15 protein-coding genes are annotated in these 15,323 nt (G+C 53.2%); 6 read left to right on the forward strand and 9 right to left on the reverse strand.

Features of this window, described 5'->3' with window-relative positions; genetic code table 11:
- Positions 1-177: 177 nt before the first annotated feature.
- Together NDI52_RS05960 and NDI52_RS05965 are read left to right on the forward strand one after the other, a co-directional pair.
- Positions 178-795, forward strand: coding sequence for a DUF4126 domain-containing protein (locus NDI52_RS05960; protein ID WP_242035604.1), 618 nt, complete (start codon positions 178-180; stop codon positions 793-795).
- Positions 796-875: 80 nt separating this feature from the next.
- On the forward strand, positions 876-1,493 hold the full coding sequence (locus tag NDI52_RS05965; RefSeq protein ID WP_347280003.1) for a DUF4126 domain-containing protein: 618 nt from the start codon (positions 876-878) through the stop codon (positions 1,491-1,493).
- Between the two features lie 113 nt (positions 1,494-1,606).
- Here the strand turns inward: NDI52_RS05965 and NDI52_RS05970 are convergent, their stop codons facing one another.
- Positions 1,607-1,954: a carbon dioxide-concentrating mechanism protein CcmK gene (locus NDI52_RS05970; RefSeq protein WP_190770238.1), complete on the reverse strand. Its 348-nt coding sequence runs from the start codon at positions 1,952-1,954 to the stop codon at positions 1,607-1,609.
- Positions 1,955-2,088: 134 nt separating this feature from the next.
- Positions 2,089-2,400 carry a carbon dioxide-concentrating mechanism protein CcmK gene (locus NDI52_RS05975; protein WP_190770239.1) on the reverse strand — a complete coding sequence of 104 codons (312 nt, stop codon included), beginning with the start codon at positions 2,398-2,400 and terminating at the stop codon, positions 2,089-2,091.
- 277 nt (positions 2,401-2,677) lie between these two features.
- Here NDI52_RS05975 and NDI52_RS05980 point away from each other — a divergent pair, with 277 nt between their 5' ends.
- Positions 2,678-3,169, forward strand: a complete 492-nt coding sequence (locus NDI52_RS05980) for a hypothetical protein (RefSeq protein ID WP_348256323.1) — start codon at positions 2,678-2,680, stop codon at positions 3,167-3,169.
- 367 nt (positions 3,170-3,536) lie between these two features.
- On the opposite strand, the gene NDI52_RS05985 is transcribed toward NDI52_RS05980, so the two are convergent.
- Complete coding sequence (locus tag NDI52_RS05985; protein WP_190770241.1) at positions 3,537-3,842, reverse strand: DUF2499 domain-containing protein; 306 nt, start codon at positions 3,840-3,842, stop codon at positions 3,537-3,539.
- A 201-nt stretch (positions 3,843-4,043) separates the two neighbouring features.
- Between NDI52_RS05985 and csaB the strand changes: the two genes are divergently transcribed.
- Both csaB and NDI52_RS05995 read left to right on the forward strand, forming a co-directional pair.
- Complete coding sequence (csaB, locus tag NDI52_RS05990; protein WP_190770242.1) at positions 4,044-5,081, forward strand: polysaccharide pyruvyl transferase CsaB; 1,038 nt, start codon at positions 4,044-4,046, stop codon at positions 5,079-5,081.
- A gap of 525 nt (positions 5,082-5,606) precedes the next feature.
- The gene (locus tag NDI52_RS05995; RefSeq protein WP_190770243.1) at positions 5,607-7,154 is read left to right on the forward strand and encodes a hypothetical protein; all 1,548 of its coding nucleotides are present in this window, start codon (positions 5,607-5,609) and stop codon (positions 7,152-7,154) included.
- A 55-nt stretch (positions 7,155-7,209) separates the two neighbouring features.
- Here the strand turns inward: NDI52_RS05995 and NDI52_RS06000 are convergent, their stop codons facing one another.
- Both NDI52_RS06000 and NDI52_RS06005 read right to left on the reverse strand, forming a co-directional pair.
- Complete coding sequence (locus NDI52_RS06000; protein WP_199307599.1) at positions 7,210-7,623, reverse strand: hypothetical protein; 414 nt, start codon at positions 7,621-7,623, stop codon at positions 7,210-7,212.
- 161 nt (positions 7,624-7,784) lie between these two features.
- Positions 7,785-8,219, reverse strand: coding sequence for a GNAT family N-acetyltransferase (locus tag NDI52_RS06005; RefSeq protein ID WP_190789212.1), 435 nt, complete (start codon positions 8,217-8,219; stop codon positions 7,785-7,787).
- A 272-nt stretch (positions 8,220-8,491) separates the two neighbouring features.
- Here NDI52_RS06005 and pyrC point away from each other — a divergent pair, with 272 nt between their 5' ends.
- Complete coding sequence (gene pyrC, locus NDI52_RS06010; RefSeq protein ID WP_190771998.1) at positions 8,492-9,520, forward strand: dihydroorotase; 1,029 nt, start codon at positions 8,492-8,494, stop codon at positions 9,518-9,520.
- A gap of 266 nt (positions 9,521-9,786) precedes the next feature.
- Here pyrC and NDI52_RS06015 read toward each other — a convergent pair whose 3' ends face one another.
- From NDI52_RS06015 to NDI52_RS06030, 4 genes are all read right to left on the reverse strand, one after another.
- On the reverse strand, positions 9,787-10,422 hold the full coding sequence (locus NDI52_RS06015) for a hypothetical protein (RefSeq protein WP_190771997.1): 636 nt from the start codon (positions 10,420-10,422) through the stop codon (positions 9,787-9,789).
- A gap of 128 nt (positions 10,423-10,550) precedes the next feature.
- On the reverse strand, positions 10,551-11,039 hold the full coding sequence (locus tag NDI52_RS06020; RefSeq protein WP_190771996.1) for a hypothetical protein: 489 nt from the start codon (positions 11,037-11,039) through the stop codon (positions 10,551-10,553).
- Positions 11,040-11,518: 479 nt separating this feature from the next.
- Entirely contained in the window at positions 11,519-13,720 is a 2,202-nt protein-coding gene (locus NDI52_RS06025) for a phosphoketolase (protein ID WP_190771995.1), read from the reverse strand.
- A gap of 297 nt (positions 13,721-14,017) precedes the next feature.
- Positions 14,018-15,241, reverse strand: coding sequence for a DUF790 family protein (locus NDI52_RS06030; protein ID WP_190771994.1), 1,224 nt, complete (start codon positions 15,239-15,241; stop codon positions 14,018-14,020).
- Positions 15,242-15,323 lie beyond the last annotated feature (82 nt).

The raw sequence follows: 15,323 nt of genomic DNA on the forward strand, positions 1-15,323 counted from the left end.
CGGCTCTAGACATCGCGGGCTTGCGTAAGGCCTGACGATTACAAAAGCTCCCGGTTTCTGCAAGGAAGCCGGGAACTTTTGTATAACCAGTCCGATCAGTTCTTTCATAGTGGTTGCAAATTGATTCAGTCCAGCACTAGGGTGCCTATGGACGCCATAGTGCTGGACTGAATCAATTTGCACGAGCAAGTAGAACAGCCTCGCTACAATGAGCGAGCAGATTTGGAGGGTGTTGTGGAGTTACTCCTCAGTTCAATGCTGGGCGTTAGCCTGAGTGCCGCAACTGGCTTTCGGGTGTTTGTCCCATTTCTTGTGATGAGTATTGCGGCCCAGAGTGGTCATTTATCTTTGGCTCAGGGTTTCTCCTGGATTGGCACGGTGCCCGCCCTGATCATGTTTGCCATTGCCTCCCTGCTGGAGGTGGGGGCTTATTATATTCCCTGGATTGACGAGTTACTCGATTTGATTGCGACTCCGATCGCGGTGGTTGCAGGCGTCATCACGACGGCATCTGTGACCGGAGAAATGAGCCCATTATTCCAGTGGACACTGGCGATCATTGCTGGAGGCAGTGCTGCGGGTCTAGTGAAAGGCATGACGGATGTCGCTCGCCTGACTTCTACGGCTACAACTGGGGGCTTAGCCAATCCTCTTCTGGCGACGATGGAGCTGGGATCTTCGACGGTGTTATCTTTGTTGGCGATCGCCCTTCCTCTCTTCACAGGGCTCCTCGTCATTGGTGTTCTCGTGCTTGCCGTCACTAAACTCCGCAACTTGCTACGTCGTCGGGCATAAACGAGGGGGCACAACACCCCGGCATCCTGGCGCAACGATTAGACTGAACACAAAGCCCCAACCCCGGCCGGAGGACGCTTGTGGAACACTGGTTGAGTCTGGATACGCTAATTGAACTCATGCTTGGCATTAGCCTGAGCGCTGCCGCTGGCTTTCGAGTGTTCGTACCATTGCTCATGCTGAGTGCCGCTTCGGTGTTAGGCCATGTGCCCATCCCCGATGATTTTCAGTGGGTGGAGTCGGATCAGGCGTTGGTATTGTTTGCGATCGCCAGCGCTATTGAAGTCGGGGGCTACTACATTCCCTGGTTCGATCACATTCTGGAACTGGGTGCCCTTCCCCTGGCCATGCTGGCAGGTACCCTGATTACCGCTTCTGCGGCTCCCGACACGATGAATCCTCTCGCTCAATGGATTTTTGCGCTGCTGGTCGGCGGCGGTGCGGCGGGGATCACCCGTGGGGGCAATTGGATCATTCGCATTTTGCTGACGGCGACTTCGGCTGGGCTGGCAAACCCGGTGCTGGCTACGATCGAGTTGGGGTTGGCGATCGCTCTCACGCTCCTGGCCCTCACGGTTCCCGTGCTGGCAGGCATCCTGGTGATCGTCGGATGGATCGTATTTGTGCGGCAGACCCGTCGCTTTTTGGGGAGGTGGCTTAACCCTAACCCGGTACCTCCTTCTGATGCTGCTACGTAATTCATTCTGCGTTAAGGCTTTTACAACAAAGAGGGGGTCGTGCATTGCACGACCCCCTCTTTGTTATGTAGGAATTGTGTAGGGCGATCGCCCTACCTAAACCTGGGACCCAGTTATCGCGTTGCCGGAGGAAGGGTAAAACCGCCACCCAGGGTGGAGTGGAAACGCTCAACATCGTTACCAATGGCGATGGGGAGAACCACCTCCACGTTTTCATGGGGGCGAGGGATAATGACCCAGGTTTCCAGGGCACCGCCGGGGGTATTCTGGGCCGCTTCGATGCCGGCATCCATAGCCTGCTTCACTTCCGAGACATCACCCCGGATCATAATGGTGAAGCGGGCGCTTCCAGCCCGGATGTAGCCCACAAGGGTAACCCGTCCTGCTTTTACCATGGCATCCGCTGCTGCCAACACCGCAGGAAAACCTTTCGTTTCAAGTGCTCCGACCGCAATAGGCATTGTTTTCTCCTGAACGTGAAATCCTTCGTACTAATTCAGCGAAGGGGTCATTAGAACTGACCGGGCTGTGGCCCGGCTTTGTGTTAGAAACCTTAAAGTTGCGTTCATTTCCTGTCCTGAACGCACCACAAACCCTACATAAACATGAAGGGCTCGACCTCGGGAGTGTAGCTGATGGGGAGAGTGGCCTCCAGGTTTTCGGGAGGATTGGGGATGATCCAATAATCCACCAATTCTGCACCGTAAACCTTCGTAACCGCTTCGACCCCAGCATCCACAGCGGGTTTGACTTCAGAGGTACTGCCTCGAACTGCCACTAAAAATTCGCCCCGTTCCGCCAGCCCAAAATACACCAGTGTGACCCGGCCCGCTTTAACCATGGCATCGGCGGCAGCAAGCACCCCCGGAAACCCCAGTGTTTGAATGACACCAACAGCGGCAGGCATCCCTCAACTCCTTGAACGATTGATTTTTGGATCTCCTGACCCATCAACTTATTCTATGGATATCTGGTACCCCGGAGAGTTCCCTTGTGTAAATCTTCAGCTTTCTCTTCCCTCTGGCGGTTGGCGATCGCATGGGTTAGATTGAAGGCTCAAATACGCGTCCTATCTAGATCGTGTGCCTGGATAATCGCAATCTATCACCTGCACCTATGAGGGCTAGAAGAAATGAGTATCAGTCCAATCGATCGGTGCAGGGTGCATCAAGGGTTAAGGGGGCTTGTTGTGTTTCTGTCGATGCTGGTGGCCCCTGGGGCTTTGGCTCAAACCCCCATCGTTTTTTGATAGCCAAACCCGTCCGGATAGCCTGGAGGCCTGTAACGATGAATCCTGCTGGGCAGCGGCTCTGGCTGACTGCAGCCCTGCTGAGTACCGTACAGCCATCAATATTGACATTGCCTCAGCCGATACCAGCATGGAAGTGTGGGGTTTGCGGGGAGGTAGTTGCGTAACCTACAACCGCACTGAGCAGTTGTTCGCCTTCAACCAGCAGATTCCTGAAGGAACCGGCATGGAAACCATTTGCGTGTATAAAAACGCAGCCGATGTGGCGATGGAGTGGGAAGTCATCATGGGGCGTCGGGAGGGTATCTTTGGTGGGGAAGGTGGCATGATCGACCCGCAAACCGGTATAGGTCGAAATTTCAAAGTGATTGATGGGCGCGAGATCGCTGTTTGTGATGTGTATATGCCTGCGGCGGTTGGGCAGTAGTTTCCTGGCGGGTTTGTCACTAACCGCATTGGACTTCCTGCGTGAATTGTTGCGCGGCTTTGCTGTGCAACAATTCACACCCTCACAAAATCGATTCATGCAGGAGATCTTTCGGAGATAGTTGGTAGCTGCAACGATCTCGCTTGGAGGCGCGTTGCCCTCCAAATCTCCCAACTGGGGAATGGCTTCCCGTTCCCCAGTCCCCCTCGGCAAGGAGGTTTGGCATGGGAGGTGCGAGCTGCTGCATCCGTGGATTTCGATCAGGTTTGGGTGGTGTCGGGTTAAGGGCTTTTTCAAGGGGCGCACATTGTGTACCCCTTGAAAAAGCCCTTTTGGGGCTTATTCCGAATTGAGGTTTTGTTATGCTTCAGGCTTGGCGGGAGGGCGATCGCCGCCAGATCCACCAGGCTGCCAGGCACAGCGTGATATTGCCGACTAGGGTCATTGCTGCCTGAACGGTGACTAGCCAGGAGAGTTCAGGGGCGTTGTCGTAGAAGTGCCAGGTACAGGCACACATTGCACTGACCAGAGCTGGCAGCATGCCGTAAGACAGCACGCGCCAGGAGCGGTTTTGCGTGATTTCGGCATAGCTCCAGATGAGCCAAATGGCGATGATCCACTCAACCACGCTAGAAATGTGAATCATCCAGGTGGGAATCGACAGAACATGCATGGGGAGAAGACCCAACGAGAGAAACCTTTTGCCCTATTGTAAGGAGCAGGAGCCCCCTTGTTATCTTTTACAGGTCAATAGCTCCTGTGTGAGGTGGGCATCTTGCCTGCCTGCGTTTTGGGTGGGTCGTATGCCCACCCTCCGAGGATAGCGATTGAACAGATGGCTCTGAAAACTTTGAAGTCGAGTGTATAGATAACGATGCGGGCAGTTTTGTGTGGCTACTACGGCATGGGCAATGGCGGTGATGAAGCATTGCTGGGGGCGTTGCTGCAAATGCTGCCCCCAACGGTGACGCCGCTGGTGCTATCGGGCAATCCGCCCTGGACGGAGTCACGCTATGAAGTGGAGGCGTGCGATCGCAAAGCCCTGCCCCAGGTTATTCGTGCTTTGCGCCGCGCCGACGTGTTTATCTGGGGTGGCGGGAGTCTGATGCAGGATGCCACCAGCTGGCTCAACCCCTGGTACTATGGGGGGCTCATGGCTCTGGCCCAGAGTTTGGGCCTGAAGACGATTGCCTGGGCTCAGGGTATCGGCCCTTTGCATCGCACCCCGACGCGTTGGCTGGCTCGTCAAACCTTTGCTCGATGTTCGGCAGTCAGTGTGCGCGATGGTGCCTCTGCTCAACTTTTGAGTGATTGGGGCATCCCGGTAACCCTCGCCCCCGATCCGGTTTGGGCTTTGCATCGGGAGGTGGTGCCGGGCTTATGGGATTTACCGGCTCCCCGTGTGGCCGTTATTTTGCGGCCCCATGCTCAACTCACTGAAGCTCGCCTGGAAGCTCTCACCCGTGCTCTCATTGATTTTCAAACGGCAACCCAGGTGTGTATTCTGCTGGTGCCGTTTTACCCGGTGCAGGATTTGGCGATCGCCCAGGCCATTCAACCCCGCTTACCCGGCCCCAGCGAGATTCTGCAACTGACCCATCCGCAGCAGTTGATGGGGGTGTTTCATGGGGTGGAGATGGCGATCGCCATGCGGCTGCATGGGCTCATTATGGCCGCTGCCGCCGAGTGTCGCTGCTTTGCCCTCAGCTATGATCCCAAGGTCTCTCGGTTGATGGAGGAGCTAAATTTGGCCGGGTGGACGCTGGATGAAATTCCTGATAGCCCTGCCAAAATCACCCATGCCTGGCTCGAAGTCTATGCCAACGGAGATGCCCTTCTGCCAGAGCAACGCAGCTCTCTAGTGGATCGTGCCCTGCTGCACAAAGAACTACTTTGGGAATGCCTGAGCTGAGGTGTTCCATGGCATAAGGAGGTTTCTCCATAAGAATTTACCCCGGATGTTGGTGCTCTGCCCGCGAAGCGGGCAGAGCACCAACATCCGGGGAGTAATTCCATTGCTGGAAATCTCCTAAGCTCGACAAGTCTGTTGTGGAGGGTTGTTGAGGAAGATGTGCTTCACACACCTGTCCCAACAACATTCTGGATGGCGATCGCCCATCAACCCAATCGTTCCCGATTATTCTTAATCAGAACGGATATAAGGATGGAGTAGAATTTTGTTCCGTGTATCCCTTATCTGATCGAAAAGGGATATGAGGTAGCGGAATAAGCTCAATTCTGTGCTACTAAATGTAGAATCGTTTTGCTCCTTGAGCGCTACAGTCGAATTGCTCTGGAAAACCTATTTCGTTCGCATCTAAAAATCTACAAATTGCGTGAATATTTCGGGTGCAATCGCTATCCTTTGTATATTCATTAATCGCTTTAGAGCCTCTGCGCTGGTTCAGTTCTGCTAATTCATGGCACCTCCTAAACTATGAGCGAAAACTATCCTGCTGAAAACCGTTCGGATTCCTCTCAGCCCAACCAGAACGCTGCAAGTTGGTACTCCGGCTGGGAAGAGTTCTCCGAAGCTGCCGAAACTGATTCAGCTTCGGTTTCTGAGGGAGAGTTTCCCGCGATCGCAGAGCAGGACTGGCATCCCGTAGATCCGCCTCAAGCCATGCGGGTTAGCGATTTGGAACAGGCCACGGCTGCTAAAGCACCACCTCCAGGGGCTCAACCCAGTCCTCCCATCGACCTGCCCAACTGGTCGGTGCGCACAATTCCGCCTCAAGCGCCCGCTGTCGCCATGCCCGCTCCCCAGGCTCAGGTTGTTGAGGAGCCTTCGGAGCACGCCCCTGACGTGAACGAGCTCATCAGCTTGATTCAGGAACTCAATCAATGTAACAGTGCTCTGCTCGATCGGGTTGCCCACTTAGAGGATGCTCTAGAACATAGCCAGAGGACGGACTTCGGGCAAGTCGCTCCCACCTCAGCAAGCCCCTTGATCTCGGCTGAGCAGGTCACCCAGCTCTTTCAAGAATTGGAAAGCGCTCATCAGGCCAGCCAGCGGCAGCAGGTGCTAATCGAAACTCTCTCAGAGCAGTTAAATAGCAACCAGGACCATATCACCCATCTGGAAAGCAACTATGCCCAGTTGCAACAACGACTGCAAGAGCAAGCCCAACAGTTAGCTCAACGTGAACAGGTGAACCGTGACCTACAGGTGCGCTTGCAGCGACAACAGCGCTATACCCTTCAGTTCAAGGCTGCGCTAGAACGGTGCCTAGAAGTTTCCACGCCACCCTTCGATCTGCCGGATATGTCGGCGGCTAATGCTTCGGTAGTGGAACCTATTCCTGGAGTGATTCCTGCGCCGCCGTTGTCGCCAAAGGTACGTCAGATTCAGCCCTGGTCGTCCGGTGACAATGCCAGCTTGCCTTCCAAGCTAGATGTGCTGCGGGGGCAACCCTTACCGCTTCCGAATCAGCCTAACGCGGCTCAAAGTGCGGCGATCGCCCCCGCCCCCGAGCCGTACACCCCCTTGATAGATGGGTCTCCCATCCCGCCTTTGCAGCTTCCAATCGAGTCAACTGGACACGCCGATCCCGAGCTTCAGGCATCGTCTGGTGCTCTGCAAGCGGCAGCAGAAGAGTTAAAATCTGTGCTTACGAATTTATTGCGGCAGGATCCGGTAGCAGACCCTACCGCAGAGGAGGATGTTTGGCAGGATCTCGCCCGCTTGGTTGAAGTTTCGCCTGAGGATGTTGTCCGCGCCAGTCAGGCAGAGGACGTTGGGCAGTTCGTCCCGCCTCCACGGGTGAAAGATCCTACTCCCAAGCCTCAGCTTTCTATGCCGTCTGAGGTGTTCCAGCAAAAGAATGCAGCTACCCGGTCTCAGCCCATTCCCCCGGTTTCCCCACAAAACCCTAACGGGACTTCTCCGGCTCCAATTGTCTACCCATTTCGGCCCCTCAAAAAAATTGATTCCCTTGCGTCGGTAGATTTGCCAAGCTTCCCACGCCCTGGGACGGTCGGGTAAATCCGAAAAACTCGGATCCAAAAACTAATTGTGCCGTTGCTGAGCGACGGCACAATTAGTTTTTGGATCTGGAAGGGGCTGGCCCGCTGTTCTGAGTTCTGCGATCGATGTTCTTCTGAGTTCCAGAATTCTTACGTCCGGGCCGAACCCAGGCAATATCCTGATCCGAATCCGCAGTCATTTGTGCGTCTCGTTCTGCGTCGGTTTTGAAGCCACCGCGCATGTTGAATCCGGCATTGTTTCGTGGGCTGGTAAACATGTGATAAACCACTACTGCCGTTGTTTTACCAAACAAGTAATTCTGGGCCAGGATGTCGGCACCCTGAGCATCACCGATTATAAATGAATCGCCGTGAGCCAAGGCTTCGTCCAGGCGTGGGCGGTAATGAGTATCGAACTCCTCCTGAGTTAGATCGAGGTGCCCGCTGACAAAGTTTGTGATGGGTCTGGCGGTGATGTCACGTTGCATGATGCGCTCTCTGTGGCATAGCTTTCGGGCTCAGGGATGGAGCGAGGGTGAGTCTACCGCAAGCACCTAGTAGGCTGCGGCCTAAGTTCACAACCTATGTTTTGTGTGGGGTGCTTCGCACCCCACACAAAACATAGGTGATGGATTTCCGCCTCAGCGTACTAGTAGGTTTCTTTGAGGGACTTCATCAGGTATTTAGGGGATTCCGTATATCCTTGGCGGTGATAAAACCTGTGGGCGGCCTCTCTGCGGCTGTGACAGTGAACTTCGATGCGATCGCACCGACGCTGTTGGGCCTGAGCAGTAATTTCGGCTTCCAGCATGGCACCAATGCCTTGGCTGCGCGCCGTCTCTGCCACGCAGAAGTAGCTGATGCGGCAAAAGTCTCCTTCTAGCGCTATCTGGGGAATAAAGTGCAGTGAGACAAATCCGAGAACTGCAGAACCTTCTGCTGCCACCAAAAGAACCGCATCGGGATGCGAAAGCAGTTGCTTGATCCTGGTATCAATGAATGCTTCAGTGCCCGGATAGTCCAATGAGGTGAGTAATTCTGCGATAGTTGTACTATCGGATGGCAATGCGCTTCTAATTTGCATGAGATTTGTAAAACGAACTTGCAACCAGGATAAGCGGCAGCAAGTCAGCTCAGTATTCCATAGCCGGTGTGCATAGCCGTTATTAACACAGCAATTCTCAGTATGAGCTTCAAAGCTGAGAGTTCCTGCCCTTCGGGCAGGAACTCTCAGCTTTGAAGCCCGAAAATAGCCCGCCGAAGGCGGGCTATTTTCGGGTTGGATTCCAAAATGAGAATTGCTGTTATTAACATGTGTCTGCCTTGTTGAAGCACGAGCGGTTTTATACTTGAAACATGCAAAAGCTTACGATAACTCGACCTGACGACTGGCATCTACATCTACGCGACGGTGCGGCACTGAAAGCGGTTCTACCCCATACGGTGCGTCAGTTTGCCCGCGCTATTGTCATGCCGAATTTGAAGCCCCCAATCCGCTCGGTGGCTGATGCTGCGGCCTATCGCGATCGCATCCTCGCAGCCATTCCAGATGGCCAACGGTTTGAGCCATTGATGACGCTCTACCTGACTGACAACACGAGCCCTGAAGAAATTATCGCGGCTAAAGAAGCTCAGTTTGTTAAAGCGGTCAAGTACTACCCAGCGGGTGCAACGACCAATTCAGATTTCGGTGTGACGGACATTCGTCAGTGCGATCGCGTCTTTGAAGCGATGCAGCAGGTAGACATGCCTTTACTACTGCATGGGGAGGTGACGGATCAAGATGTTGATATGTTCGATCGCGAGAAAGTGTTTATCGAGCGACATCTGATTCCCCTCAAGCAGCGATTTCCGAACCTGCGCGTGGTGCTTGAACACGCCACTACCTCGGATGCGGTGCAGTACGTTTTGTCTGCCAACAATATTGCGGCAACGATCACCCCACAACATCTCCTGTTTAACCGCAACATTCTATTTCAAGGTGGCATTCGACCCCATTTCTACTGCCTGCCAATCTTGAAACGTGAGGAGCATCGTCTCGCACTTTTGCAAGCGGCGACCTCTGGCCATCCGAAGTTTTTTCTGGGTACCGATAGCGCCCCCCATCCTCGCGATGGCAAAGAGAGTTCCTGTGGCTGCGCGGGTTGCTATTCGGCTCTGCACGCGATGGAGCTGTATGCAGAAGCGTTTGAGAGCGTTGATGCACTGGATAAACTTGAAGCGTTCGCCAGCTTTTATGGGCCAGATTTTTATCAACTCCCACGCAATACTGAACAGATTACGTTGACCAGAACGACGTGGCGCGTTCCCGATGAAGTTCCATTTACGGAATCCGGGCTCGTGCCCTTACGGGCAGGTCAGGAAATGACGTGGCAAATGGCTTGACGCAACATGACAGAAGCCAACTGCTTTTGGTGTTGCTGAGAGCTATAAAATGGGGTGCGGTACTGCAGTTCCGCACCCCATTTTATAGCTCTATTCAGTAACGGGCTGCTTTTGATGGTCATGTTATAGACACGCTATTCTTTAGTTGCAGATGGTTGAAGAGTTGTATTTTAGCCGCTCACTCAGAAAGCGCTGCAATACCTTTATATTCGACCCAAGGGGCCTGCTCTTGCTACATCAAAGTAGTTAGATTGCGATCGCTTACTTCACTTAATAGTTGTGTTAGAACCAAGACCCAGAACTCGAACGGCTCTTGCAGGGTCTACTCGATACGGGCTTTCTAAGCCCTCAAAAAAATGATGTTTACGCAGTAGGTGAACAATCATACCAGGGCCGGTCACGTATTCACCTATTTCACGATTTAGAAGGAGGAAGTCAAAGCTACTCCATTCTTCATGTTCACATTCCCATGGGCACTCTTGCAAACCGCGATACTGGGCGATGAAAACGTGAAACTTATTCCCTACTAAGTAACCCTGATCAACGCTGGGCAGATTTTCTAAGGAGAAACTAGGAATAGATTCATGATGATATAAGTCGGGAATATGGACACTTCTTGCACTATACTCCTCTCCCCTTTTCCTATATTCCTGTACTTTTTCTCCGCGTTGTCTAAACTGTAATAATTGGCTTATTTGCTCCTTTACCACTTGCAATATGTTTTCCAAAGCTTCAGCAATTTCTTCATGTGAAACACCTAAATTCTCAAGAGTTTCTTGGTCACGCGCTATAACAACTTGAAGTGATTCGATCGGCCCAAGAAATCCTTGTGTAGAGTAGCCTCCTGGGCGCATTCGTCTTTCCAATTTGGCAATGGAAGGAAATCTGCTTGTTTCTGACATACTTTGCAAGCCCCTTATTCAACTATATTTGAGATATCTAGACTGATCTAACAATTCCCTTTACCTGCCGCAGACAGCTTGTTGGGGGCATCAACCAATTTTGGCTGGGTTAGTGTGCAACAGGCTTTTTATCTCATTTCATCATCTTCCAATTTCTTATAATAATCAGTCTTGTTATCCATGTGGTTGACGGCAAATTCTTCAACTGTTTTGCCCAACGATGAGTGAATCTTGCTGGGATCTGCAAAGTTCCAGCCTGAAGGTTCCCAGGTTGGTTTCTCATCTTCAAGATGGCAGTAATACTTTAACTTCCCTAAATCTGTTTCGATGACTTCACCAATTTGTTGAGGCTCAACTACTGCACCTTGATGAAGAAGCACACCATACTGCCCCTCGTTCTTTGTACGACGCGCCCAGTAATGGATATGCAGTGTCCATGAACCGTTAACAAATGACTTATCTGGTTTGGTTTCTGTTAGCCGCTTAAATTCGTCAATTGCCTGTTGTCTCTTGGCAGCTTGCTGAGCCATATAAGCTGAGCCAAATCCACAGGATGGGCAGATGTCTGCTCCACTGATCGACTTGTAGGTAACCGCACCACACTTCGGACAACTCATAATGTTGATATCCTGAGAATAACCTACTAGTTGTTCCTAATAGGTAATTACTTACGCAAAGCGGCGATATAAGAACTTGGTATACAGAAACTTGCTGCCTATCATCTCAAAATGAGGGGGTAGGTGGAAAGTTTCTTGCGATCACCCGGAATGGCGAAGATCGCAAGAAACTTTCTCCATATTATTCCCGGTTAGGAGGATCGCAAGAAATTTGCCAAATACTTCAGATGAAATTCATAGATTTTAGAATCACCTTAAGACCTAAAGAATAGACCTCCTGTATGAATTGCTTTTGGCAGATGTGAATTGTTGCGCGGCTTTGCTGTGTAACAATTCACGCAGGGAGTTTAATCAACAGGAGCGATCGCCCAATCTAACCAACTTGTCAGTGAATTGAGTATTAAAAAAAGCCGTGTATGGCGTAACAAACCACACACGACTTTCTCTTACTTGATCAACATAAATAACGGCTATCTACATTAGCCGAGGAGAGCGATCGCCCGCTTCACCATCGCATCCGTTGTAATGCCATTCAGTTCCAGCAACATATCTGCCGTTGCGGTGGTTTCTCCACGCTTCCAGGCGAAGGTGTCACGCTGGCTGGTGGATCGCAACATGATGGGTTCCAGCATGGAGGCCACGCCACCCGTCACACCCAGCAGCACATCGCCACCGAACATCTCAGCAAATTTGGCATCGCTGAGGAAATCACCATCCGGCTCTGAGCAGATGTCCCAGGCGACATCGCTGGAGCGGTAGAGGCGACGGGGATTGATGACAGAGACAATGCGAGAGCCAATACCTTGAGCTTGCAGCGCTTCAGCCGCCGCATACACAGGCTTCAACACCATATCCCCGACTACGGCGAACACCACGCTTTTCTCACCGGGGGTTTCCTGAAGCACAACGGCTCCATCCTGCAATCCCTGGCGAGTCTGCTCAAAGGTGGTGCGGATGGGCAGCGGCGACTTGCTAGCGGTGATGACGATGCCCTTGTTCTTGGTGGTCAGTGCCCAGTCGTAGCACACCTGAATGCTGTTGGCATCCGGCGGGAACATGGGGAAGACATTACCATTTCGCATCATCGCCGCAAAGTAGGCTTCGATTTCGGGGCGTTGGTGCGTCCAACCGTTACGGCCTTGCTCCAGAGCGCCAGCAGTGAACAGGGTTATGGTGGAAGGAGTGGGGCGGCGCAACTCGGCCATCGCCTGAGTCACGGTTTGCCAAATGGGTAAGCCGTTGATCGCGAAGGATTCGTAGGAACACCAGAGGGTACGGGCACCCATCAAGCAGAGAGCGGCTGCTAAACCCGCGCAGGCATCTTCGCTGAGGGGTTCATACACCTGGCCGTTGGGTGCTTGATTATAGAGGTCGTCCGTGGTGGGGTGGATGATCTTGAGTGCCTGGTTGATGTTGCCAATGCCCGAGGCTTCGTTACCGTCGGCGTTGGTGACCAGGAACGTGCGATCGCGCGTCCCCACTTCTCCCACAAGCCGACCCATTGCGGTGGTCGAAATCTTGGGCTCACCACCCACCTCGTACTCTTCCAGGGGCAGAGTTCCCAAATCGGCAAGGGGGTACTCAAACTCGGTCACCGCGGTTTTAGCCGAAGGACCACCACCGGCCCGTTCGCAGTTTGTCCGCACCAGTTCCCACGCGACGGAAGGCAGGGCGCGGGTCTTCAGGGCTTCAACGATGTGAGGAGCATCCAGCGTGTCTTTCGGGTAGAGGTTGTGGGATTTCGCGCCGCGAGCGTGAACCCCGGCACCTTTCAGTTGCTTGATGATCAAGACAGTCAGCTTTCCACCGAGGGCCGAACGGGCTGCCTGATCCGAAGCTTCCAGCACAGCCTGGGTGAAGGCGAGACGCTTTTCAAAGGAGAAAGCGGTGCTATCGACATAATCACCGGGCTGGTTCTGGTCGTCGAAATCTTTTGCGTCGATCAGCACGACTTCCTCGAAGCCGTTGCCCTGCCAGTAGGCCGTCATCTCTTCATTGGTCTTGAGAGACACCATGCTGTGGTGTTCCTGAGAGTAACCGTTCCACACCAGCACCGGTAGGAAGTTGGTGACGCTGGGGTACGCCGTGTGGAAGTGCATGAAGGAGCTCATGATGTACGGCTCACCCAGACCACCATCGCCCACCGTGAAGGGGAACAGCGTGTTGCGGTGCAGCAGAGCCGCCCCCATCGCAAAGTGTTGTCCCTGACCCAACGGGCCAGCGGGAGCCAGAATGCCGGGGATGAAGCCGGAGAGGTGACCCAGCAGACCATGCTTTTCCCGGAAGCGATCGCGCAATTCCTGCACGGTCGTAATCCCCATATCCTCCAGGGAGCGATCGAGGAACATGGCGCTGTAGAAGCCGGGGGCATGGTGACCCACTTCCGTCAGAATATTTTTGTGGCCCAGCATGACCATCGCGGCGTAGGTTTCAGCCTGGCTGGCGAAACCGCCGGGGTGGCCAGATGCCTTGCTGGCGCACACCTGTACCGTCAGATAACGCAGAGCATCTGCATACAGCAGAGTTTGATAGACAGCAGCGGGATCTTGAGGAGAAGCGATCGCCGTTTGCCCTTCTGCGATCGCCGCCTCCTGACCATACTCACGCAAGCCAGGCAGGTCTTCACCAAAATATTGAATTCCCTCGCAAAAAGCCGGAACCTTCGCTGATACTGCCGTCATCGGTTAATCCCTCATAAAACTGTGCGATCGCCCCACTCAGGCGACCCAATGGTTTGCATCGTTACAAGCAAACCCATCAAAACTTCATCGTCCTTAACGATCCTACCGCCTTGTGGCCAATCCTCTAAAGGTTGAAAGTCAAGGGTTCTCTATCGTTCGTATTAGCCAAGTAATTAAGGAGATTTCTGGGAAACAATATCCCCATTATTTGGAAAAAAGGCGCGGCGAAGCCGCGCCTTTTTTCCAAATAATGGGGAAGTTCTTATCTGGAAATCTCCTAAGTTGAATGGGCCAGGCTCATTCCAACTCAAGCGCTGCCAATACATCCTTCGGCTTCAATTTCTCTTTGAACCACACGACGCGAGCAGGGATATTATCCACTCGGACCCCTGCTTTCTCCAGATTGAGCCGTTCGGAGATAGCGAGAATCAGATTGTCGCTGCCCGATTGGCGCACCTGAGAGAATTTCTTGCGGAGATACTCCGGTCGCCAGTAGCCGACGATTTCCAGCAGAAAGCTACGACCATCCGCGTGAACCAGGCGGAAGTCGGGAATCATTACGCTGCCCGGGATGGGAATGAGGTCAACTTCCCGTTCCAGTTTCCAGTCGCTTTTGAGGTCATCCCAGCGATCGGCAAAGGAAGCCTCTAACATACTGTCGTAGGGTTTACCCGGTGGGTAGTGGGTGACCAGGCCGCAATCGGACTGGAGGGTGAAGCGGCGAGTGGTGCGCTTTTGGGTATAGCTGTCTTTGACTTGAAGCTCGGCGGCCAGGCTCCATTTGGTGACATGGAGTAGAGCCGGGAGAAGCTTCGCCAGGTCGGTGCCGTAACGGGTGCTGGTAGAAAAAAGACTGGCGGGGCCATCAATGGTCAGGGTGAAGCCATGGTCGGCATCCCCTTCGATATAGGTCATTAGGCCAAACAGCTTCAAGTAACGGAATAGTAGCTTGTACTCCCCCGGATCGTTGCGGTGGGCGTTGATGCGAATATGGGTCGCTTTGTAGAAAATGCCCTGCACCTGGGAGAGGTTGTAACGGTGTAGCAGAGCATCCGGCTCAGGGGCGTCAAAGCTGGTAAGAATGCGATTTTCGCGCAGGTCAGCATACAACCCGCGCTGAATTTCGGCAGGAAGAACTTCGCGATCGAGCTCGGTGCTGAGATGGTTGGCGAGGGTGCTGAGGGTGGCGGTAGCGTTTTGGGGAATGGGCGCAGCATGAGCCGACATGGCAAAGATGCGCTGGCGTAATTCCTGAGGTTCCAACGGGCTAACGATGTCGAACTGGCTGAAGGCTTCACTTTTGAGCAGATGGGCGAGGCCACGCTTTACTTTGAAATCAGTCTCCTCCCCCTCCAATTCTCGCAGTTGGTTTTCCAGCTCTCCCTGGGTTTGGCCGACGTGATTTTGAAAGAGGGTGATCAGGTCAGTGGCGATCGCCCGATGCTTCCCATTCAGCTCCAACCGTTTGGGTTCCAGCGTCTCACCTCGAACACGATTAATCAGGAGGTCAGAGGGCAACATTGCTTAATAATCCCATCTATACGAATCAAGAGAGAGGACGGAAACCTTGAGGGGCGGTATCTTCAGAATACCCCGGTTAAGA

This window comes from Leptolyngbya sp. PL-A3 (assembly GCF_039962325.1).
Taxonomy (GTDB): domain Bacteria; phylum Cyanobacteriota; class Cyanobacteriia; order Elainellales; family Elainellaceae; genus Vacuolonema.